16 protein-coding genes and 1 pseudogene are annotated in these 22,778 nt (G+C 46.9%); 13 read left to right on the top strand and 4 right to left on the bottom strand.

Annotated features, from left to right (window positions below):
* Positions 1-133 (bottom strand): annotated as a pseudogene (locus ADU23_RS33475) (IS3 family transposase); the annotation flags it as partial.
* A 232-nt stretch (positions 134-365) separates the two neighbouring features.
* Between ADU23_RS33475 and ADU23_RS05920 the strand changes: the two are divergent.
* Both ADU23_RS05920 and ADU23_RS05915 read left to right on the top strand, forming a co-directional pair.
* Entirely contained in the window at positions 366-959 is a 594-nt protein-coding gene (locus ADU23_RS05920) for a DJ-1/PfpI family protein (RefSeq protein WP_053372901.1), read from the top strand.
* A 700-nt stretch (positions 960-1,659) separates the two neighbouring features.
* Positions 1,660-3,090, top strand: a complete 1,431-nt coding sequence (locus ADU23_RS05915; protein WP_053372900.1) for a VanZ family protein — start codon at positions 1,660-1,662, stop codon at positions 3,088-3,090.
* 237 nt (positions 3,091-3,327) lie between these two features.
* Here ADU23_RS05915 and ADU23_RS05910 read toward each other — a convergent pair whose 3' ends face one another.
* A complete protein-coding gene (locus ADU23_RS05910; RefSeq protein ID WP_053372899.1) occupies positions 3,328-3,765 on the bottom strand; it encodes a hypothetical protein in 438 nt (145 codons plus the stop codon).
* Positions 3,766-4,501: 736 nt separating this feature from the next.
* Here ADU23_RS05910 and ADU23_RS05905 point away from each other — a divergent pair.
* From ADU23_RS05905 to ADU23_RS05880, 6 genes are all read left to right on the top strand, one after another.
* Positions 4,502-4,891: a MarR family winged helix-turn-helix transcriptional regulator gene (locus ADU23_RS05905; RefSeq protein ID WP_157265636.1), complete on the top strand. Its 390-nt coding sequence runs from the start codon at positions 4,502-4,504 to the stop codon at positions 4,889-4,891.
* Positions 4,892-4,997: 106 nt separating this feature from the next.
* Entirely contained in the window at positions 4,998-5,366 is a 369-nt protein-coding gene (locus ADU23_RS05900) for a VOC family protein (protein WP_053372897.1), read from the top strand.
* A gap of 346 nt (positions 5,367-5,712) precedes the next feature.
* Entirely contained in the window at positions 5,713-6,624 is a 912-nt protein-coding gene (locus ADU23_RS05895; protein ID WP_053372896.1) for an SDR family oxidoreductase, read from the top strand.
* Between the two features lie 375 nt (positions 6,625-6,999).
* Positions 7,000-7,926 carry a hypothetical protein gene (locus ADU23_RS05890; protein WP_053372895.1) on the top strand — a complete coding sequence of 309 codons (927 nt, stop codon included), beginning with the start codon at positions 7,000-7,002 and terminating at the stop codon, positions 7,924-7,926.
* A gap of 91 nt (positions 7,927-8,017) precedes the next feature.
* Entirely contained in the window at positions 8,018-8,380 is a 363-nt protein-coding gene (locus ADU23_RS05885; protein WP_053372894.1) for a BlaI/MecI/CopY family transcriptional regulator, read from the top strand.
* 2 nt (positions 8,381-8,382) lie between these two features.
* Complete coding sequence (locus ADU23_RS05880) at positions 8,383-10,329, top strand: M56 family metallopeptidase (RefSeq protein ID WP_053372893.1); 1,947 nt, start codon at positions 8,383-8,385, stop codon at positions 10,327-10,329.
* A gap of 546 nt (positions 10,330-10,875) precedes the next feature.
* On the opposite strand, the gene ADU23_RS05875 is transcribed toward ADU23_RS05880, so the two are convergent.
* On the bottom strand, positions 10,876-11,775 hold the full coding sequence (locus ADU23_RS05875; protein ID WP_053372892.1) for an S-layer homology domain-containing protein: 900 nt from the start codon (positions 11,773-11,775) through the stop codon (positions 10,876-10,878).
* A 683-nt stretch (positions 11,776-12,458) separates the two neighbouring features.
* Here ADU23_RS05875 and ADU23_RS31745 point away from each other — a divergent pair.
* Positions 12,459-14,282 carry a family 43 glycosylhydrolase gene (locus ADU23_RS31745; RefSeq protein ID WP_063845950.1) on the top strand — a complete coding sequence of 608 codons (1,824 nt, stop codon included), beginning with the start codon at positions 12,459-12,461 and terminating at the stop codon, positions 14,280-14,282.
* 134 nt (positions 14,283-14,416) lie between these two features.
* Here the strand turns inward: ADU23_RS31745 and ADU23_RS05865 are convergent, their stop codons facing one another.
* Positions 14,417-17,875 carry a discoidin domain-containing protein gene (locus ADU23_RS05865; RefSeq protein WP_053372891.1) on the bottom strand — a complete coding sequence of 1,153 codons (3,459 nt, stop codon included), beginning with the start codon at positions 17,873-17,875 and terminating at the stop codon, positions 14,417-14,419.
* Between the two features lie 466 nt (positions 17,876-18,341).
* Between ADU23_RS05865 and ADU23_RS05860 the strand changes: the two genes are divergently transcribed.
* From ADU23_RS05860 to ADU23_RS05845, 4 genes are all read left to right on the top strand, one after another.
* Positions 18,342-18,539, top strand: coding sequence for a PspC domain-containing protein (locus ADU23_RS05860; RefSeq protein ID WP_053372890.1), 198 nt, complete (start codon positions 18,342-18,344; stop codon positions 18,537-18,539).
* A 36-nt stretch (positions 18,540-18,575) separates the two neighbouring features.
* Entirely contained in the window at positions 18,576-19,244 is a 669-nt protein-coding gene (locus ADU23_RS05855) for a PspA/IM30 family protein (RefSeq protein WP_053372889.1), read from the top strand.
* Positions 19,245-19,421: 177 nt separating this feature from the next.
* A complete protein-coding gene (locus ADU23_RS05850) occupies positions 19,422-21,533 on the top strand; it encodes a serine hydrolase (RefSeq protein ID WP_231637324.1) in 2,112 nt (703 codons plus the stop codon).
* Positions 21,534-21,765: 232 nt separating this feature from the next.
* A partial coding sequence (locus tag ADU23_RS05845) for a leucine-rich repeat domain-containing protein (protein ID WP_157266095.1) occupies positions 21,766-22,778 on the top strand: 1,013 nt, incomplete at its 3' end.

The following is a 22,778-nucleotide window of genomic DNA, read 5'->3' as shown; positions in this document are numbered from 1 at the left end:
GCATCCAAGTTTTCACTTGCGTTTCATTTCGTATGTTGAGTTGCTCCATTACCTCCTTGACCGGAATGCCTGCTATTCTCATTTCAATTGCTTTTGTCTTTATATCCACTGGGTAACTTACTCTTGTTGCCAACGTAAAAACACCTCCAAGGTTGTCTCCATATCTTACGACATGGTTGCATTTTCTTGAAGGTGTTTTGATTTGTCTCACGTTATGGGGTCAGTCCCAGCTTACCTGCTGGTACGACGTGTTTTTGCGTAATTTGACATCTTCCTCCCGTTCTTAAGGACCATTGACGGCGTTTGCAGATTATCCCCATAATAGAAAAGGGTGTTACATAAATTTACAGTTGGGAGAGGGTAAAATGTCCAAACGCGTGCTTATTCTAACCGGCGACGGTGCAGAGGTTCTGGAGGTTTATTATCCATTCTATCGGGTGAAGGAAGAGGGCTACGAGGCAGTGATCGCTTCGCCGAGGAAGAAGACATTGAATACGGTATGCCACGATTTCATCGAGGGATGGGATACTTATTCGGAGAAGCCAGCTCATCTGCTGCCGTCTGATATCGCCTTTGCGGACGTGGAGCCTGCTGACTACGATGCCTTGATCATCCCAGGCGGCCGCGCTCCTGAGTTCATCCGCAACGATCAAGATCTTCCGCGAATTGTCCAGCACTTTCTGGAAGCGGACAAGCCTGTAGGCGCGATTTGTCACGGTGCTCAGGTATTCCTGGCGCTGCCCGATCGTTCATACTTCAAAGGCAGAACGTTAACGGCATACAATGCGTGCAAGCTGGAAGTCGAATCACTCGGCGCAGAATATGCAAGTGAGACACTACATGTAGACGGAAATTTAGTATCGGGTCACGCATGGCCTGATCTCCCTGGATTTATGCGGGAATTTCTAAATCTGCTTGGCCGGACGTCGGACAAGGAACTAACCTCAACTACGAATTAATTCTTAATAGAGCGAAAATACATTGCCTTTCAAGCGTTGGCTTTGCATCCAAATAGAAGAAGGAAAAGACACCGTGGGGGTGTCTTTTTTGATAGATGTGCGCTTAGCCAAGCTAAGCAAAACGCATTGATGAAAGTCCAATCGAGGTAAGAACCAAGTCGTCTCGTAGCTGACATTAGGTTGCGCGGCGGAAATTACACCCTTGGAACGGCATCGTCAATGGTAAAATGAAACCAAAAGGTCTCGTTGCTCTGCACATGCCTAAAGTTCCTGATCTGAACTATATTCAGAGCATAACCGACAGCTGGATCGATAGGAGTTCCAGACCTGAAAATCCTGTCGCGACGGGCGAGGAGTAAGTGCTGAGAGGCATAAAATATTATGAATGATTTGATTCATCGCCATGTGGGCTTCATGCTCTGGGCGATGTTTTTTTATGCTCCATGTCAAGACGGAGTAAACCCGTAATCTATGAAATGAAGCTCCGATACGAGCGTGCGCTCGTACGCCCATCGCTACATCGTACACTTTTTAATCATTCGATAAAGCTTTGTAGAGGGGCTGTTTTTTTCTTAAACCTAAAGATTCTTAAAGGTTTCTTAAGGAAAAAGTATAAGACGCTTTATAATGCGGTGATATAATGATAAGCCATATGTGAGTAAGGCAGTACGATTTTGAATGCGGTATAAGGAGGATTATTGTGAGCATTACAGATATGTTCAATTACTTACGCTTTCTAGGATTGCCAGTGGTCGTTGTGGTCGGAATCGAGCTGCTTCTTATCGCAGGTTATTATACATTTTATTATCGCAAGAGAAGGTCAGAGGAAAAGCTCTGGCTGCCTATGAATAAGCTTATCCTCGGCGCGTTGTTCATCGGCTATATTGTTTTTGTTCTGCAACTGACCGTTATCGGCCGCGGTACGTCACATTTTTTGCAAATGAACCTTTATCCTTTCAGTGGCTATATAGAAGCATGGCAAAAATACTCGCTAAGAGAATTTCAGAACAGCATTTTTAACATTTTAATGTTTGTGCCTATGGGGATTTTGTTGCCTTGTTTGAGTAACAAATTTAGAGCGTTCAAACGGCTCTTTCTTGTCGTATTAGGTGCAACATTAGCTATCGAAACGTATCAGACGCTTACAGGTGCAGGCCTATTTGAGCTTGATGATCTTATTAACAATACACTTGGCGGTATTATGGGCTACCAGTTATACAGACTTGCTGCTTCTATCGTTAAACACAAAAAAGTCAAGATCAAGAGCCTGCTGGGCAATCTGTCCATACCCATAGCATTCGGTTTGCTGTTTGGTGCAATGAGTATCGTCTACAGCCAGCAGGAGTTTGGTCAGCTAGCCATTAATTCCTATCACAAATGGAATATGACGGGTGTTCAGCTAAGCACTTCGCTCGCGTTAAACCGAGAACCGAGTGTCGGTGCAGTATACAAAAGAATCGTGAATACAGATAAAATCGCAGCGATGCTACAGCAGAAATTAGAATTGACTGAAGTTAGCGTCACGAATCGAGGAAGTGATCGAGAAAGTTCGTTAACCGGCAACAGCGGCGTGCACTACACGTTATTTCAATCCGGAGAGGGAAACTGGTCGTTAACCGAGGATAATTACGTCCCAGAGCAAGCCTCACTATCTGATCCGGATTCTATGTTAGAGAACGCGAAGGCCATTGCGGATGATTTGAGCTTGCTTACCCAAAAGGCTGATTTACGTGGAACAGATGGCGGAGAGTATGCATGGTCACTCTCGCAGCTCCCCGGAATGAACGAGGACTATTGGACAGGCGATTTTTCAATCGGCCTAAAAAAAGATGGAAGCATCTATGCGGTCAATAGCGGGATTAAGCACAATCAGTTTGTACGGACGGTAGAGCTGTTATCTCCTGCCGAAGTATATAAACGAATAGAGGATGGGGAATTCCAGCAAATACAAAGAAATGCCTTATTAACAAAGGATCAGCTTGAAATTAAAAAGGGTGACCATTTAGAAATAAAAGGAATAGAAACGATCTACATGTATGATTCAAAAGACTTCTATCGGCCTGTATACCGGGTTGTTGGAACATATAATGGAGATCCCAATTGGTTTACCTTAATTGACGGAAAGCTATAAAGTGGTGATTTGGGCTTGATGTCTTGTATAAACATAAAGAAGGCCGACAGTACTCGCTCTTGTAGCGGCTGTCGGCCCTTGTTTTGTAAGTTCTTTATGACAGGATTGGTGGTTGAGTCAACACCAAAAATCGCTACGGAGTTTAATCAACATCGATTCATCACTCGCTTCAAAATAAGGTTGAATCAGAAGCATATTGGCAAGAGATGTGTTAGATTTTTCCCGCTGTCAACTATCTCAACGCCACCGGGCGCCTTGCTTCTTCACGTAGTTGACAAACACATAGCGCCAAGGAATGATGAATGGAAAAATGACGACCAGCAAGCAGGATATGACCGTCGACATGGTTGAGTCGTCCATATGACCGGCTGTCCACAGAGGCAGCGCAACGATGAGCAGCCAAAGGGTCTTCCACACCACTTCCCACAAAAGCACTGGGATCATTTGCAATGGATAACGCAGCCCCAAGAGGCATAAAACCGAAAAGGAAGTTAGCATGCAGGAGACTACTCCGTCCATGAGATCCCAGGACTTCGCTGGATGCAGTATCTTATCGATGACTTCCGGCCATTGCACAAAAGCAAGCCCTACGACGACAAAAAGATAAAGCCCTCTCAGCAAATAAAGACGAAACAGCGACACCTCGTTCTTTTTTTCACTTCTGTCTGAATTCATTTTATCTCCTCCTTGTTCAATTCATATAAATTTAATCGTAACGCAGATATACGTCTTCTTCGTCTACTCTGTTACACCAAGTCTATCTGGGTCATGTAGTTTTATTCCACCGGTTGCAGTGGTCATGCAATCAACGTAATGAATATATAGTAGTAAATAATCGCCTGATCCAGTGTGTTAATGTGATAGTACACTATTATAGAGGTATGCGTCAATGATTAAATATTAGCTTGAAATTTAAATGACAATGATCATTTAGGCGGAACGATCGATCCGGGTACAGGAAAGAACTCTCCGAACCTATTGTGCTGACGTACAAAACAATCCGAGTTTGGTAACGGAGGCTTTGAGTTGAGCAAGGATGATTCTCCCTCAACTGCGCACATATGATGTAGCACTATGTTAAAAGAAAACTCATTAACTCAATCGTATGTCTGTACACGAGTCGATTTGCCTCGACGAAATTGGTTGTAGTGCGGAATATAGCTATGTAATGGACGTAAGTAATATGTGAAATGGAATTCATCGCCTACGCGTTTGATTGTGGTCCCGATTGTTAAATGGCTTATAAATTTTACGGAAAAATAGTTGCAATAGCATTCTATAATTCATATAATGATATTAGTTGCAATAACATTCTATTTAAGGGGCGAGTAAACTGAGCGAACATTGGAGTCCTGCCGACAAGCAAGAAACGGAATCTCACGGGCAATACATCTCTGCCATCTATCGCCATATGCAAATCTTGATCACTGCTGAACTGGCACCTTACCGAATCGGGAGCGGGCAGTATATTTTTCTAATGGCGATAGCGTCTCAGCAGCCAATTACGCAAAAAGCCTTAAGCGAGAAGCTGCTCATTGATAAGACGACGACCGCCAAGGCGATTGCTAAGCTAGAAGCGGAAGGATACGTGCGGAGGGAAGTTGATCCTGCCGATAACCGCTATCAGCTGCTTTATTTGACGGAATCGGGACGGGATGTTGTACCGAAAGTGCAGGAGGCGTTGGACCGGGTCAAGAGCAGGACCAGGAAGGGTATTGCTGACGAGGAATATGATTTGTTAATCAGCTCGTTGAAGATCGTGCTTCGCAATCTAAGCAGGCAGGATGAAATGCCGAAATGAGAAAGCGTTAAGTGTCCGTGTTTTTGAATACCAGCAATATGTCGCGAATGCGATTGGAGTTGCATTTTTAAAGTATGATCAAATGAACCTTAGGAGGATGAAAAGGATGATAGCATATCCGTTTATCGCAGTGGATAACTGCAAAGATGAAATTAAGTATTATCAAAGCGTATTTGGCGGCGAGATTGTGATTCTACGAAAGCAAGGGGAAGAGGTGCTGAACGCGGACCTGCATGTGGAGAATGCTATTCTTAAGTTTGCTGATACTCAAGCGGCGAAGCCTGTATTGAAGGGCGATTATGTGAGAATTTTTCTGAAAATCGAGAAGGAGGACATGTTCCGAAAGATTTACGGTGAATTTGCAGCCAGCGGGACAATTAATACGGAAATGTACGAAGCTCCGTTTGACGGTCTGCTCGCTATCGTTACCGACCGCAATGGCGTGTGCTGGGTGTTGTCCTTCTATCGGAGCTGATGGTTAAGAAGCATGATGCGGAACCGTTAGATCGGGGCAATGGCCACGCTTGAGCTAATAAGAGGCTACGATAACTGGAGCTACTGGACGCTCAACGAAGAGAATCTGATTGCGACGGGAGAAAAGCAAGAGCCGAGAGGCTGCGTTGGACTGTGGATTTGGGGGCTGTGACAGGTTGCCGGTAGGCAAGCTTTTACGGCCTTTTTGGCGTTCCGTTCAACAGCTTGCAAACAAGAAGCCGGTAAAATTGCTTGGAAAACGATTTGTATGTTTCTAATATGACAATCCTTGTCATATTAGAGTTTTATAATAGAGGAATAACCAATGAAAGGGGCTGTAACAGATCATGAAACGATTAGACGGGAAAGTAGCTTTGGTAGCAGGTGCAACACGCGGCGCTGGCCGGGGAATAGCTATTGAGCTTGGAGCGGCAGGAGCAACTGTTTATGTGACTGGACGCACAACAAGAACACAACGCTCCGAGTACAATCGTCCAGAAACAATTGAAGAAACCGCTGAGCTTGTAAATCTTGCTGGGGGCAGAGGTATAGCGGTTCCAGTGGACCATCTTGATCCCAAGCAGGTTCAAGCTCTAATTGCGCGCATTGAGAGGGAACAGGGGCGGCTGGACTTGCTTGTCAACGATATATGGGGAGCAGAGCATTTGATACAATGGAATGTGCCGATATGGGAGCATTCGCTGGAAGGCGGGTTACGCATGCTCCGGCTTGCGATTGACACCCATGCTATTACAAGCCATTACGCGCTGCCCCTGATGATCCGGAACGGAAACGGTCTTGTAGTGGAAATGACGGACGGCACGGCGGCGTACAACAATCAGAACTACCGACTGTCGCTGTTCTACGATTTGGCGAAAATGTCCGTTATTCGCATGGCCCAATCGCTGGCTCGTGAGCTTCAGCCGCATCAATGCACTGCCGTAGCTGTTACACCAGGCTGGATGCGTTCCGAGATCATGCTCGAACACTTCGGCGTTCGGGAAGACAACTGGCGCGCTGCTCTTGAGAAGGAGCCGCATTTCATCATCTCGGAATCGCCGCGATATGTGGGGCGTGCCATAGCCGCACTGGCAGGCGACCCGGAGGTTGCCCGATGGAACGGTCAATCGGTATCGAGCGGCGAGCTCGCGCAAGCATATGGTTTTTATGATCTTGACGGTTCACAGCCAGATGCCTGGCGGTATGTCGTAGAAGTACAGGATGCAGGTAAACCAGCGAATGCAACGGGGTACCGCTAAGCAAGAGAACCTAACTTCGCACTTTCAAGCATCTCTAGGAAGAGCCGCTCGTATCTCTCATTGTCTCTATTCAGTTTGTCCCGGTTCGAGAAGCGAAACGGATAAATGCTGTAAAGCATTAGAGGGTATATTCCGGTCAGACATCAATAATACAGAGCATAACGGTTCCTTTGATCCGTATGCTCTGTTTTTTTGATGCTTAATAACTGCTCCTTCTTACATAGCAATTGTCATGAAGGATAATGTTCTGTGATTTGGTTTAACATTATTTTCTTCGCCATACTTCCGCCATGTTCAGGAACGTTCTGCTCAGACATAATACAGTTAATCAGTACAGAAGGTGGTTTTTATAACTGTCTTTAAGGAGGAGTTGGCATGTTTAATAAAATGGTGGCGCTTCAACCTTTTGCCGATATTTCTGCGTATATGGATGGCTTCGAGATCGTCTCGGCGCAAATTGGCTCCGATGGCTGCATGTATGTCTTGCTGATTAACCAGATCCCAGTGCGGGAGCGAGGCATGTTCGTCCCAACGGCGCTAAAGAAAACAAATACCTACAAGGTATTGCTTGTAGAAGAGGATTATATGGAAGAAGTGGTGATTGGAGATCAGCATTTCAATTATCATTATGTCCAGCCGCTTCATAGACATCTATTGTTAGTTGGTGCGCGCTGCTCTTATTACGGCGTTGGCAAGTATGATTTGAACGCTAAAGTATGCGATTTTAAAGGCAATACGATACGAGAATTTTTGCTTGGAGATGGGATCCAGAGCGTGCAGGTGACTGAAAAAGGGACCATCTGGACCAGTTACTTCGACGAAGGCGTGTTCGGAAACAACGGTTGGGGTAAGCCGGTCGGCGCGCAGGGCCTTCTGGCTTGGGATGAGCATGGCAACAAGCGATATGAGGATCAAGTGTCTGATATTGCCGATTGTTATGCGTTGAACGCAGCTAATGATGATGAGGTTTGGTTTTATTATTATACGGACTTTTTGCTGGGCTGCATTTCGGGCGGACTCGCACAGCCGAAGGTCACCTTTATGAATCCTGGAATTTCTGGCTCTTCGGGATTTTGTACGGATGGTTATCACTTTTTGTTCGATGGCGGCTACGGAAAAAGCGGAACGTATTTGCTCAAAAAAAATGAAAAACGGGGGAGCTTGTCCACGGGGCATAAGATCCATTTTCAGAATGAAAAAGGGGAGCCGTTTGTACCGTTAACGCAAGATTTTCGAGAAAATCGCGTGCTGTTCAGCAAAGGCAATTTGCTGTATTTGGTATCAATTGAAGAATTGGTCTAGCCTTGCTCTCCCATTGCATTGACTATTCTGGTTTATAGTTATAAACTCATAATACAGGTTTATAACTATAAACCGAATAGGGGAGGCTATGATGAGTAACTTGAAGCTATGTGAAAGTGATTATCGCTTTATGCTTGTCGTGTGGGAGAGCGAGCCAGTGGCATCGGGAAGGCTGGTAACCCTTTGTTCAGAAAAGCTAGGCTGGAAGAAGCCCACAACCTATACCGTGCTTAGAAAAATGTGTGAAAAAGGACTTCTTAAAAATGAGGATACCATTGTAAGCTCCATTATCCCAAAGGAGCAGATACAGGCGTATGAGAGCGAGCATTTTATAGAGCGGACCTTCGAGGGCTCGCTGCCTCAGTTTCTCGTCTCTTTTTTCGGCAATAAATCACTCTCCAATAAGGAAGCTGATGAGCTAAAACGACTGATTGACGAGCATAAGGAGGGGTGAGTATGGAGACGTTGTTTCTAAAAATACTCAATATGACCCTCACAGCCACTTATGTGATCGTCGCCGTGCTTCTCGTCCGTCTGCTGCTGAAACGAGCGCCGAAGAAGTATTCCTATTTGCTGTGGGCTATTGTTCTGTTCCGCTTAGTTTGTCCGGTGTCCATTTCCTCTGAGCTCAGCCTCTTTAATGCTCCCCCCTTTGATATGACCGCAGCACAAAAGAGCGGTAAAGCGGCGCTAAGCTATGTCCCTGCGGATATCGGTTATATGGAGAAGCCGGGGATGACGGTGGGCATACCGACCATGAACGTCATGATAAGCGACAGCCTGCCTCCGGCTACCCCGGCTGCTAGCGCGAATCCGCTGCAAATTTGGATACAAATCGGCACTGTCTTGTGGTGCTCAGGCACCGCTGCTTTGCTTATTTACGGCGTAGTGTCCTACTTCCGCTTGAAACGTCGCATGGTTACAGCAGTCCGTCTGGATAATCATATCTTCGAGTCCGACAACATTCGATCACCGTTTATTCTTGGCTTTATCAAGCCGCGAATCTATATCCCCTTTGGGCTTCGGGAGCAGGAGCGCGTCTACATCCTGAAGCATGAGGCCTACCATTTAAAAAGAAAAGACCACCTAATCAAACCGCTCGCATTCGTGGTTCTTGCCTTTCACTGGTTTAATCCGCTTGCGTGGCTTGCCTTCGCATTGATGGCCAAAGACATGGAAATGAGCTGCGATGAAAAAGTGCTTTCGGAGACCGATTCGGACATCGCGAAGGAATACTGCACGTCTTTGCTCTCCTTTGCGGCTAACCGCCGCTTTCCATCAGCAAGCCCGCTGGCCTTCGGAGAGACAGGCATCCGGGAGCGTATAAAAAATATTTTACGTTTCAGAGCGCCGAAAAAACGGGTGATCGCCTTCTCTGCTGCTGCCTGTATATTAGCTGTCGCCGTCTGTGCGACGAATCCAATCGTAGATGGTGCATTAAAAGAGACTAGTGAACCGTACGGCAGCTATCGCTTTGATGGGCAGGTTTATATGAATCTACTGAGCTCGTTTAGGGCACTTGAAGGATTCAAGGAGTACTATACACTTACCGAAAACGAGATTATCATAACCGATGAAGCAGGCAACCAGCAGAAAACGGCCGCTGCTTATGAACGGAAGGATTTAGATGAGCAGGAGTTTAAGGGCAGTTTTATGATGCCGAGCATGAATGTTCCTGATATTTCAGGGTATAAAGAGCGCTATCAGTACGTACTGACCCAGTCGGCAGATAATCCTGGGTATCGTCTATATCTGCTGGATGATGAGATATGGTTTGCAAAGATGCATAAGGATAACGTCAATACGCTAAAGAGCGAATATATTTGGAGTATTTATAAAATTTCGAGGCTTGACGAGGAAATGCCCGGGAATGCTGCTATCGTGGGGACTCAGGACGGCGTTGATGCTTTTTTAGCTTTGCAAAAGGATTTCAAATCTGGTTATGACACAGATAAGTGCTATAACATCACACCGGAATCGATAAAAGAAAACGCTAAGTATACGATTTTCAAATATGCTGAATCCTCCGCATCATTTTTGCTATATGAGGGAGAAGTATATCCGCTCGGTGAGTGGTTCGGCGGCTACGGTGTAACCAGCATGGCTTTAGCCGATCTGGACAGCGATGGGGAAACGGAATTGTATTTTACTTATTCATGGGGCTCGGGCCTTCACCGTTCTCATGCGGCTTATTTTAACCCGTCTGCCAAAGAAGTGGTAACCTTGCCATACATGCCTATGAATGAGGATATGGCCCTCGTGAATAATCGTGACGGCAGCTTGTCACTTTATGCGGCAGCCATCTCCAACATGACGGACTTTGCTAATTTTGACACGGAGAGAACTGTTTATATTTCGGATATTGTTTATGCAAATGGGCAGTTCTTATTAAATGCGATGTAGAAGTAAAGCCAGAGGTGCCTTGAAAGAGCACTTCTGGCTTTATTTGTAGTTGATTGTCCGAAGGGAGGTATACATGAATGTTACTGTATCGTGTTGATTCCGAAGCTTGTCATTCCACTCTTTTTAGTATGAAAACACCTAGTTGTGCTTTATCGTCTATGAGTCGTATGGGATGGCTGGATTCAGAAGCCTCGCCAAAGAAACATCAATAGTAGTAGTTTAGCTTTGTTAATTAGATAGCTTACGTTGGTGAAATGTCATAAGGGAGCCATGAAGATAATACATAGACAACCGCAAGGCTTTCCCTATCAAATATGAATGATAAAGTGTACACATTCTCAGGATTAATAATCTTATCATAGATGGAGATATCTCGGTATTTTCCGTCGGGAGTCTTCTCATAGTAATAGGTCGCCACATAATCTCCAGTAAAACCAAAGGTACCGTATAGGCGCAGGACATCGAATAATGTGCTTTCTCCAAGGACGATTCCCTTATTCGTACGTAATAACGGAGTTGTAATCGTAGGCTCGATAGAATCTTGGTCTATTTTCCATGCATCAACGAACCCTTCTTTATTGTAGTGTGCGGAGAACAGGGGGTAGATGTGTTTATCAAAAACATCCTTATCGTCCGAAACCCCGAATAAGCCCTCAATTGTTTTCTTTGAATCCCCAACCTTAACTCCTGCAAAAGGACTGCTTCCAAACAAGTCGAAGTCATTTCTCGCGACAAGTTCGGGCTGAAGTCAGGTATGCGTTGTACAGCGACAGATGGCAAAGACGGAAGAAGGTTGCGATCAGAAGCAGCAGTTGGCCTTATTGATATGTCCATCATTCCCTTAAAGGAGAGCTGGCGAATCCACTGGATGGCTTCTGCTCTAGAGAATGAATCCTGTCCGTGAAATTGCTCTGGCGAAATGGTGTCGCTGTTAGCCATGCCGTTTCCAATAAGGTAAACAACGGCATCTTCATCTACATAATGAACGCCTTGCGCGGCGGTAATGATTTCTGCAGCCCGCAATTTAGTTAGGGGTTCCATTCGCAGTTTATGATTAGAAGCACCGAGTGTAGGATGATTGAAGTATTTTGCCAGACGGTAAGCTCCTTCTGTCCAATCGTCAGACGAATTAAATTCCTCCAAAGAGCTTGCACTAGGCAGTGCAATACCCATGGCTCTATAAAGAGCTTTTAAAAACTCCGCTTCGCTTATCGGTTTGTCAGGCATCAAGGTGCTGTTGGGGTATCCATTTATTATATTTTCTGCCATAGCCCATTGAAACAGACGCTCAGCCCAGTGCCCTTTCATTTCATAAGGCTGGTTAAAGAGTTTTTCATATTGCCCCTCATCTTCTTGTTCCTGGGCATACGAGTTTGTTGTTGCTGTAACCCAGAACAACGATGAAACGATAATCAGGCAAGTGATCACACGTGTAATCCGTAACAAAATACTCATCCTTCCAATTCAATTTCATGTAGATTTTCATGTTTTGTTAAAAACTTCCTAAGATTATATCGGAAAGTATGGCTAATTAGCTAATAGCTGCTTGCGTTAACTGAGTAATTGGAATTCGCATGAGGGGAATCCGGCGGCGGAGGTGGAGGTGGAGGCTGCAGTTAGGGCTCCTGATATCGAAATACAAAAAAATGGGTGTATTTCATGGAAGTTACTTAATACAGCCGTTTTGGAATTCTGATAAAGCGAAAACCATTCCTTGCTCTAATGTAATTCATATTTTAGCTAAGCTCCAAAGCTCAACTGAACCAATAAGAGAAGCAGCCTTGGCTGCTTTTTTTACGTTTGAATGAGTTAGTATTTTTAAATTTTTAGTGGAAGCTTCACGGAGCTTGCGGTACAATACCCAGTCGCGATATACGGCAGGACCCGTGATAACATTTTATTCCATTAGGCTAAGATTGGCAGGGAAAGTTTAAAGATGCCTCACTACTTAAGAGGTTACATATATTGTAAGCTATTATTGTTCTTCTCTTTACAGCTTTTCCATTCCGAATACGGAGGGGGATGATGGGATTATCTTCGCTGTCTGGTTGCCAAGCAGGCTAATGGTATGAATTAGTAACGGTACGCCGGGATGCAACCCGAATTCATGTAATGGGGAGGTAATACTTATGAGAAAAAAGCTTATCAGTCTGTTATTATCAGGAACCATGCTGCTGCTTGTCCTCGTCGGATTCACGTCTTCTTCTTTAGCTGCCGATGCCGTCACTTCGTCTGGAAATCCCATTGTCACGAGTATTTTCACGGCAGATCCTTCTGCGCATGTTTGGAATGACGGACGTATTTATGTGTACGCGTCACACGATATATTTCCTTCCAGAGGCAGCGATTTAATGGATAAGTATCACGTCTTCTCGTCCGATAATATGGTGGACTGGGTGGACGAGGGAGAGATCCTGCGTGCTGATGATGTACCGTGGGGACGGCCGGAGGGCGGCTTTATGTGGGCTCCTGACGCCGCTTATAAGGACGGAACCTATTACTTCTATTTTCCTCATCCCAGTGGGACGAATTGGAACAATTCCTGGAAAATCGGCGTAGCTACAAGCGATAAGCCTGCCGCGGATTTTACCGCTCAAGGTTATATCGAGGGGCTTCCGGGAAGCAATTTAATTGACCCCAGCGTGTTCCGCGACGATGATGGAAGCTATTACCTTTATGCCGGAGGCGGCGGAACAAGCTACGGCGTTAAGCTGGCTGCTGACATGATGTCGATAAGCGGACCGATCAAGCAGTTCACCGAGCTGGAGGACTTCCATGAGGCCACCTGGGTCTTCAAGCGGGGAAGCATTTATTACTTAATGTATTCCGACAATAATCCAGGGGCGAACCGGATGCGGTACGCCACCAGCAATAGCCCGCTAGGACCGTGGGTAAACCGCGGGATCATTCTAGATCCGGTAAAAAATAGCGAAACATCGCATGGGTCCATCGTGGAGTATAAGGGGAACTGGTATATGTTTTACCATAATGCCGAAATATCCTCCAACGGTACGCTGCGTTCCGTCTGCGTGGACCGATTATACTTTAATCCGGATGGAACCATCCAAAAGGTCATTCAGACGTCCGAGGGTGTCCCAAGTGTTGGACCGCGTTCCAATGCTACGGAGGTCAAATATTACGATCTAGTGAATGAAAGCTTTGATGAATATACTGAGAAAACGGAATATGCAATGAATAGCAATAACGTAGCGATAGGGGGAGGGGCGATCCGATCGGGTGGAAATATTGAAAATATGCATGCCGAAGGCTCATACATTCAGTTGAATGGCATTAACGGCGGAACAGGCGGAAAGGCGCTTCTTACCGTGCTTTATGCTTCAGGCGACAGCGGTGCAGCCTTTAAGGCGGACGCCAGCGGTGATCCGGCTGGAGACGGCTATTTTCTTTCCTTGCCTAGCACCGGAGGCTGGGGCAGCTACACAGGACGGACCAACCGTCTGATCGACTTGAACCCGGGAACGAATAACATGATTCGGTTGAGCGGCGGTATGGGAGGAGCCAACGTATCCCGCGTGAGTGTATCATTGATCCCGGAAGATACTCAGGAAACGGAATATTTTATGGATGGAAACCATGTGTCCTTCGGGGGAGGGGCGACCCGATCGGGCGGAAGCATTGAAAATATGCATATACCGGGTTCCTACTTCGAGTTGAGCGGCGTCAACGGCGGAGCAGGCGGCCAGGCGCTTCTGACCGTGCTCTACGCTTCAGCGGACAATGAAGCAACCTTTAGGGTGAACGCCAGCGGTGACCTGTCGGGGATCGGTTATTCTCTTTCTCTGCCTGGCACCGGAGGCTGGAGTGCTTACACCGGTCGGGTTAGCCGTCTAATCCAATTGAACCCAGGCACGAATAATGTGATTCGGATGAATGGCGGCTTGGGAGGAGCCAATGTAAGCCGGCTCATCGTCTCGTCGATTCCGCAGAGCTAAACGACTTGTACAAGGCATCATGATTGCAGTCGGAAGCGGGCCGGCACCGAATGAATTACGACGACTACAATCACTAGCAAAAAAACAGCCTGCTCGGATACCCGAGTAGGCTGTTTGCTTTTCAATATGCCCTATCACCAGTTGTTTCCTGATACTCTTGTCACTGTAAAGTTCGGGCTTCCGCTTTCGCCATAAATGGCTGCAACGCCGGGGTTGTTCACTTTTACATTCGTAAAGCTTGCTCCGCCGATAGCCGGTCCTTGGCCTTGCTCGCCTCTGACTACGAGCTTGATCCCGTAGCGGGAAGGGTTGTTGATGTTGACGTTCTCTACGCGAACATTTTGCATGGCAAGGTTCTCCGGCGATTTCGTCTGGAACATTAAACCAAAGTATACCGGATTATTGATATCTACATTTTTCACCAGAACGTTCTTGAATGTCCGGTCACCTCCAAAGAACCAGATAGCTCCGAAGTTCTGGTATTCATTGATTTTGTCATCTGCTCCGACGCTGGTCCAGAAATCTCCGCCAGTCCGGTCTAGCGTGACTCCGTCGATTACCGTATCTTTGTCGCCAAAGCCTAATGTGTTGTAACCAAAGCTCAAGCTGCTGATCGTTATGCCAGGATAAGTTAACGTGTCTGCACCATAAAGGTTTTGATAAAGGTTATCCGAACCGCCATATACGGCAAAAGCCGCTGCGCGTCTTACACAAGTTGCCGTCAGATTGGTGTACTTGTTGCCTACGTTGTAGGAACCGCCTGCATCAACCGCGCTGAACAAGGCGAAAGCATCGTCGCCTGCTCCTCTGGAATAGTTGTTGTCAATGACGTTATAGGATGAACCGTTCGTCATGTTGATGCCGTCTGCGAATGTGTTTTTGATTCGGTTGTCTTTGAACGTATTGTTCGATGAGTTGACTCCCCAGTACAGGCAGATAAAGTGCTCTACCCAAATATTTTGAACGGTTACGTTCTGCATGCCGTTGCCATCAATGAACTTGCCCGGTCCGTCTGTTCTATATACATAGTTGCCCCATGCAGACAGATCTTTAATCGTTGAACCGTTGGCGGTAGAACCAATATTAAAGCCTACATCCGTATTGGATTGATTTTGCGGTGCCACGAGCTTGGTATGCCATGGGCCGGCGCCGATGATTTCGGTTGCGCGTCCATAAAGGAATATTTTGCTGTTGATCGTCCACTCGCCGGCAGGGATAAAGATCCCTTTTTTCGTTGCATCCTGTCTAAATTCATTCAGCGCTTGCTCAATGGATTTAGTAGAGGAAACTTGAACATACTTGCTTGGATCAGGGTTCGACGCTGCTGGAGCGACATTTTCCGTTTCGATCATGTCTACGTAGATTGCGGATACGTCTCCGGTATCTTTCTGGATTTTAATCTTCGTTCCGGCTGGATACACTTGGTCAAGCATCAACTGGGAATCTTCATAGAGCCAGTAAGCCGTTAAACCTGCGCCAGGGCTATTGTCATACCCCAGTCGGCCAAGCGTGCTCGGTGTTGCATAAACGTGAGAGAACTTGGATGTTACTGTAAACTTGCCCTTTTTTACACCGTTAGCATAAATACTAACTGTACCGGTCGTATTATCCGCAACGGCACTGCGAAGCACAAAAGCGTTAGCCGAAGAAGTCAGCGTAAACTCCACATATTCGCCCGTTGCATCAAGATGCACGGCAGAGCGTCCCGAAGCTTCGCCGGCAAAGTCGCCAGGCTTAAAGTTAGTCGCTAACTTTGTGCCGTTAGTCGTGTTGGAAGGGGATTCCGCTTCAATAATGGTAAAAGGCATATTAGCGCCACGGCCTGAGTAAAGGCTGGTTGTATTGCTATTGTTTGCTTGCTTGATGATGACTTCGTTCGTATCAGCTGCAACGGTTGCGGTAACCGTGTAGCTGCCATTGACAGCCGTCCAGGTTCCCAGCGTGACATTAACGGATTGCCCAACCGCTAATGCGCCGTTATAGGAGGCATTTAATGTTTGAATAGTCGTGCCAGCAGCGTTCTTTAGAAGCAACGTGATGGGATGAGCGCCGCTTGCAGAAGCGGTGTTTCCTTGGTTTTTAAGATTTACCGTGAACGTTACTGTATTGCCGCTGCTAGGATTGCTTGGATTCCATGTAGCTGTTGCGATTAAGTCGGAGCTTGGCACGGCTGCAACGGTCAGCGCAGTGGCGTTGATATAGCCGTTGTTATTCTCGTTTTGCTCAATAACGGCGTTGCTCTCATCAACCTTGGCGCTAACCGGGTATGTTCCGGCATTTTTTGTCCCGGCATTTAGCGACACGGTTGCCGAAGCGCCCGCCGTTAATGCGGCTACCGGAGCAGAGCCGGCAAGCTCGTTGCCTAAATAAAAGTTGACTGATGTAGCAGGAGAGTCCGCGGTGCCGATATTTTTAACCGTTGCGCTTAATGTAATAGCGTCCGTCTCGATCGGTGTGGCCGGTGTCCAAGACATTCCTGTAATCGTGAGGTCGGGGTTCGGAGCTGGAGTGCCGTAAATTTCGAACTCAGCTACTTGACCAGCCGGAGCGCCGGAGTTGGTCGTGATATTCAACCGTACCTGTTTCGCGGATGCCACAACCGGAATCGTTACCGTATTGCCGGTAGCAGGGTTAAACGTATACGACTGAGCGGCAACCAAGCTATTGAATGTCGCATTGTTCTGATTGTTGCCTAACACTTGAATCGTTTGCGTACGTGTGCCCCATTCGGTAGAAGGGTTCAGCTTCAGAACAACCGATGTGATGTTGTGATTGGCACCAAGGTCAACCGTCAATTGGCTCGGATTGCTGCCGCCTTCCCAGTATGTAGCCGTGTTGCCGTCATTGCCGTTTGAGGCTACGAATGTGTGGATCGATGATGAGGATGAGATCGCTTTGCCTAGCGCTAAGTTGGAGCCAGCAGGTGGCGTAGGCGTTGGTACAATTGTCGGTGTTGGCGTAATGGACGGCGCAGGTGTCGGAGTTGCTGTTGGAATTGGTGTAGGAGTAGGTGTAGCCGGCGGTGCAGTAGGTGTTGTTGTCGGCGTAGGCGTAGGCGTTATCGTGGAACCGTAGATTTCGAACTCGGAAATTTGTCCGGCCTGCCAGCCCGTGTTAGCCGTTATGTTAAGGCGAACATAGCGGGTGCTGGCCGCGCTAAAATTAATCGTTACCGCATTGCTGCCCACTGCCGGGTTGAACGTGTAGGTTGCAGAGTCGACAATATTGGTAAACGTCGAGCCGTTTGTGCTGCCCTGCACAGCCAAGGTTTGCGTGCGTGTCTCCCAGCCTGCCGGCAGCTTCAATACGATTTGATCGATGCTGGTGCTGGCGCCAAGATCGATTTGAATCCATTGCGGGAATGCATTGTTCGTGCTTTCCCAATACGAGCCTTGGTTGCTGTCGTTGACGTTGCCGGCTGTGTATACATCGGCATGTCCGCTGGCCGTTACCGTTTTGCCGATTGCAAGGTTAGGCCCTCCTGCGGCAGAAGAGGGGGAGGGGTACAAAGTGAGCTGCGATAGCAAAACAACAAATGCCAAAGACAAAATAACGAATGGATTTCTTCTTAGCAAGTCGCTCTTTGAGAACATAAAAAACCTCCTAGTATATTTCTAACTAACCATTAATGCGCTTTCATTTTTGCGCAGAGCTGCATTCCTTTTTTAACCACCTCCTTTATTGCTGCGATTGTAGACCACAATGAAATAAAACCAATATTAATCCAATATTGGTTTGCGAAATCGGCAGCTAACGTCGCTATATCCTGCGGTATTTGAACGAGTATTTGAACGATCTTATGATCCTAGCATAAATCAGTTGCACAGCTTGCTGAAGATGCATTCCTACGTTTATCGTGTGTAATCTTATTGTTTAGAGGTAGAAGTGAGCAGGGGCTGTAACCCATTCCATGCATGCCATGCTCCGCTTCCCCGCCAGATGTCGCAATGGCTCCCCGCCAAAAGGCTAGTTTGCAAAACAGACCGGGGACCGTTACGAATACAGAAGACAATCTCTAAAATAAAGCTATAGACGAGGAACAAGAAAGGACGATTAAATATGAAAAAATTGTTTCGTTCAACTACGGATAGCAAGCTTACTGGACTTTGCGGAGGTATCGGACAATGGCTGGGCGTTGATTCCACCATTATCAGACTATTGGTAGTCATTGCAGCATTTTGCAGCTTCGGAGTCGTACTGCTGGCATACTTTATCGCTACATTGTTTGTACCAAAGGCAAATCATTTCAGTTACTAAACCGTAATTTAATACGACTCGGGGAGAGATATATAAATGGGAATTTTACAACGTGTAGTTAGCATGACGAAAGCAGCAGCGAATGAGATGTTAGACAAGATGGAGAATCCGGTGATGATGCTTAATCATTATTTGCGGGATTTAGACGAGGAAATTGCAAAAGCGGAACGCTCTATGGAGCATCAGCAAGTGCAGGAGCGCATGCTTCAAGCAAAGCTTAAGGATTTGAACGAGCAGGCGGGTTACTACGAGGGCAAAGCAGAACAAGCAGCAGCAACGGACCGCGAGGTTGACGCCCGTATGGCGCTTGAAGCCAAATTCGTGTATCAGGAGCAAATCGAAGAAACGACAAGGCTGCAACAGCTTGCGAAGCAAGCCGCGCTTGACCTTGAGCTGCATGTCGAAACGTTGAAGGAAGAGAAAAAACGGCTGCAAGGCAAGCGTACAGAGCTAATCAGCCGCGTACAGCAAACTGCGGGAGCAGCGGGCCAGCGATCAGCGCAATCATTGCAAGGCAGTTCGGCTTCAAGAGGCTTCGAACGAATTGAAATGAAAGTAATGGAATGGGAAGCGCAGCAAGAGCTTGCGAAAGGCTCTTATGGCTTAGATGCTAGAAGCAATGGCTTCGATCAGCAGCAAGAGCAGCGCAGCGCTCGCGTGGATGAAGAATTGAAGCGTCTCCTGCAAAAGAAACCTAACGTTTAATCATCGCATTGTGTAAGTAGCATTGTTTATATAAGGAGAGTTAGCATGCGAAACAAAGACCGACAGCCCGCCTCTTTTGAGAGGGCAATCGGTCTTTTTTCTATCGTAGAATGAAACCTTCCTATAATTGGATTCGTATTTATGGTTTATCACCTTAAATTTGGAAGGGAAAGTGGAATGATGAAAAAAATCTCGTACATACCGAGAACCTCTTTATGGGCCAAAACCTTTGCAGCAGCGTTATTGACCGTATGCTTAATGGCCTCAACCGTCTACGGTGCAGCGCCGGAGACGGAGGGCAAAGGGAAGGCAGCCGAGCTGAACGCGGAGAACGCAACTGCGTTCCTCGATAAGTTTTTTGCCTCGGAAGCAGCCAAACCGCAATATGTAGGCGCATCCATCGTTGTTGTAAAAGACGGCAAGGTTATTGCGCAGAAGGGTTATGGCGTTACGGACAAGGATAAGGGAGCTGCAGTAGACCCTGCGTCCACCGTCTTCCGGATCGCTTCGGTATCAAAGACCTTTACGGCTGCAGCAGCTATGCAGCTTATTGAGCAGGGCAAGATAAACTTAAAGGATGATTTTCTGAAATATGTGCCGGATCTGAAGGTTGAAAATCCGTTTAATACCCCTGTCACGATTGAGCAGCTGCTGACGCATACGACAGGATTTGAAATCCGTGATCCGAATCAGGAGGATTTCCATTTCGATTTTGACAAGCTTGTCTCTATTGAAGATTATGTACGGGCCAATTTGCCCCCGGTTATTCGGAAGCCGGGCAGCTCTTACATGTATGACAATTTTGGCTCCCTGCTGCTCGGATTAGTCGTAGAGAAAGCAAGCGGAGTGCCGTTCGAATCGTATATGGCCCAAAATATTTTCAAGCCGCTTGGCATGAAAAACAGCGGCTTCAAGCTTGAAGGCACGCTGAAGGAGCATTTAGCTACCGGATATGATGCAACTGGTAAGCGGATAGAGCCTTACGCGCTCACGCCGACTATTATGCCTCATGGCGGGATGCTTGCAACAGCCGAGGACGTTGGTAAATTCATGATCGCCTTCCTAAATGGAGGGGCAATCGAATCAAGCCGAATTCTTGCCAATAAGACTGTTGAACAAATGGAAGTGTATCAATCATCGATTCACCCGCTTTTGCCAAACACGACTTATGGATTTGAAGCACCTTTCCAAATTCCCGGTGCAGGAAGCAGCTCTAAAATCATTACGAAAGCCGGCGATCTGCCAGACTTCAGCTCTTATTTATTTCTTATTCCTGAGCAAAATACCGGCGTTTTTTTAACGTATAATCAGCAAGGAGCGCTCCACCACCTATTTTATCCGCAGTTCATCCAGACCTTTTTCCCGCAATATGCGGCTCCTGCGGTGCTTCCTGATTACAAAGCATCATCAAGCGACCAGCTTGAAAAGTTCGCCGGTTACTATGCGGATCTTCGAATCAGGAGCATCGTATCGAACTTGAAGACGGATAAAGCTGACCTTTTGATTAGCGACGTCTTCATTGGTCCACGCAAGCTGCATCAAGTGGACACAAATTTGTTTGTTGATGAGCTGACGAAACAATTTACCGGATTCAAGCTGGACGAAAACGGAAATGTTCTTTATATGAAAGAGCCGTATCTCAATCCACTTGGTTATGCAAGCAAAGGCGCAAAAGCAGCGGGCTTCACGGATGTGACGAAGGAGAATGCTTTTGCCGAGCAAATTTTAACCTTGCAGTCGCTTGGATATTTTGCGAACGACGGCGGCCAAGCGTTCCAGCCGGAACGTCAGGTGACTAGGGGAGAATATGTGAAATTTATTTTGGAAACGAGCAATTTGAAAGGCAGCAAAACGACCGAGCTCGCATTCAGCGATTTGGCGGACCATCCTTCCGCAGCTTTCGTCCAGGCAGCTTATGAGCTTGGCATGGTGAAGGGGAGCGGCTCCGGGAAGTTCGAGCCGGACCGGGTCATTACGCGTCAAGAAGCGGCGGTCATGCTGTGGCGCTTGCTGAGCGCTCAGTACCCGGCGGAGCTGTTCGCGAATGTAAAGCTTGAAGGGAAAACGGACGCTTGGGCGATTCCAGCCGTTAAAATGATGATCGCTCTCGGCATCCATGGACCGGAGGTCAAATTAAGTGCAAACGGATCGGCCGATTACCAGTCCCGGAAGGCGTTGAATCAGCAGGAGCAGGCAGCTATCCTATTCGCCCTGCTTACGCAGCCGACCGATCAGATCGTTGCGACCCTCTCCAAGGGCGCAGCGGAAAGCGCAGCTCCTGCCGCCTAAAAAAGTTAGGCAAATGCGATGGCGCTGCATTATATAGTTTCGTCCCAAAAAAAACCGCGAAGGCTTGATGCTTCGCGGTTTTTTTGGTTTTGTAGCAACAATCTTTCATTATTCTTTTATTGCTCGTTGCTACAATGAATAGCGATGGTTATTTGCCTGTCGAGGCGTCAACCATTGGGCCAAAGCGTGCTAGCGCGAACCGCCCATCTATTTTTACAGAAAGGATAAAAACATGAGAAAATCAGCTTTATGCCTATTGCTTGCTTTGGTTACATTTTGCTCCTCTTTATCGCATACCCAGTACGCTTATGCGGACGAGGAGGGCGATTATACGTATACCATTGTAGACAATCGTGCAACGATTACGGACTTCCCCAGAGGAGCGGGGGTAGATATTACGATTCCAGACACACTTGGAGGGGTACCGGTCACCGCTATTGGAGAAACGGCTTTTTATATTACGGATCTCACTAGCGTAGTTTTCCCGAACAGCTTGACGAGTATTGGAGATGGCGCATTCGGCTATAATTTTTTGACTAGCTTGGACATCCCTTACGGCGTAACAAGTATTGGCGTGAGAGCATTTCAAAACAACAAGCTTACTAGGGTCGTCATCCCAGACAGCGTTACAAGTATGGGGCAGGAGGTATTCAAAGATAATTTGCTCACTAGCGTGCATATCTCGGACAATTTGACGAGCATTAGCGACTTTGCCTTTAGAGGCAACCAGCTCACCAGCGTGGTTATTCCGGAAAGCGTAGCGAGCATTGGGGGATACTCTTTCCGCTACAATAATTTGTCCAGTGTGACGGTGCTGAGCGAATCGACAGTTATCGATCCCATTTCATTCAACAACAATCAAGCGACGCCAGCCAATTTGAAAATGTTCGGATACGCAGGCTCCATTGTACAAACGTATGCGAGAAGCAAAGGTTTTACATTCGTTGATGGGTCGTCGTTGTTCGGAGCGATGCGCACAGCCAAGCAGCTGTTGAAAAATCATTTGCCGGGCACGGATATTGGACAGGTGCCAGCCAATCAACATGCTGATTTGAGCGGTGCGCTTGACAGCGCTAAGCAATTTGTCGACGCGATCACAAATGCAACAGCAGCCTCCGATTTAAATAACGCGGCTTCGGATTTGAATGCGGTCATTCAGTCGTTCAATGACGCGATTGTTTCAGCCGACGCGACGGCACTGGAAGCATCATTGGCAGAGGCGAATCAGAAGCTGACAGATCATCC

This window comes from Paenibacillus sp. FJAT-27812 (genome assembly GCF_001273905.1).
Lineage (GTDB): Bacteria > Bacillota > Bacilli > Paenibacillales > Paenibacillaceae > Pristimantibacillus.
Note: the sequence above shows the minus strand (reverse complement) of the source record. Positions and strands in the feature narration are given on the sequence as shown.

Coding starts and splice junctions, on each gene's coding strand:
- ADU23_RS05920 (WP_053372901.1), top strand. CDS start 366: ATGTCCAAACGCGTGCTTATTCTAACCGGCGACGGTGCAGAGGTTCTG.
- ADU23_RS05910 (WP_053372899.1), bottom strand. CDS start 3,765: ATGAATTCAGACAGAAGTGAAAAAAAGAACGAGGTGTCGCTGTTTCGT.
- ADU23_RS05905 (WP_157265636.1), top strand. CDS start 4,502: ATGCAAATCTTGATCACTGCTGAACTGGCACCTTACCGAATCGGGAGC.
- ADU23_RS05900 (WP_053372897.1), top strand. CDS start 4,998: ATGATAGCATATCCGTTTATCGCAGTGGATAACTGCAAAGATGAAATT.
- ADU23_RS05895 (WP_053372896.1), top strand. CDS start 5,713: ATGAAACGATTAGACGGGAAAGTAGCTTTGGTAGCAGGTGCAACACGC.
- ADU23_RS05890 (WP_053372895.1), top strand. CDS start 7,000: ATGTTTAATAAAATGGTGGCGCTTCAACCTTTTGCCGATATTTCTGCG.
- ADU23_RS05885 (WP_053372894.1), top strand. CDS start 8,018: ATGAGTAACTTGAAGCTATGTGAAAGTGATTATCGCTTTATGCTTGTC.
- ADU23_RS05880 (WP_053372893.1), top strand. CDS start 8,383: ATGGAGACGTTGTTTCTAAAAATACTCAATATGACCCTCACAGCCACT.
- ADU23_RS31745 (WP_063845950.1), top strand. CDS start 12,459: ATGAGAAAAAAGCTTATCAGTCTGTTATTATCAGGAACCATGCTGCTG.
- ADU23_RS05865 (WP_053372891.1), bottom strand. CDS start 17,875: ATGTTCTCAAAGAGCGACTTGCTAAGAAGAAATCCATTCGTTATTTTG.
- ADU23_RS05860 (WP_053372890.1), top strand. CDS start 18,342: ATGAAAAAATTGTTTCGTTCAACTACGGATAGCAAGCTTACTGGACTT.
- ADU23_RS05855 (WP_053372889.1), top strand. CDS start 18,576: ATGGGAATTTTACAACGTGTAGTTAGCATGACGAAAGCAGCAGCGAAT.
- ADU23_RS05850 (WP_231637324.1), top strand. CDS start 19,422: ATGATGAAAAAAATCTCGTACATACCGAGAACCTCTTTATGGGCCAAA.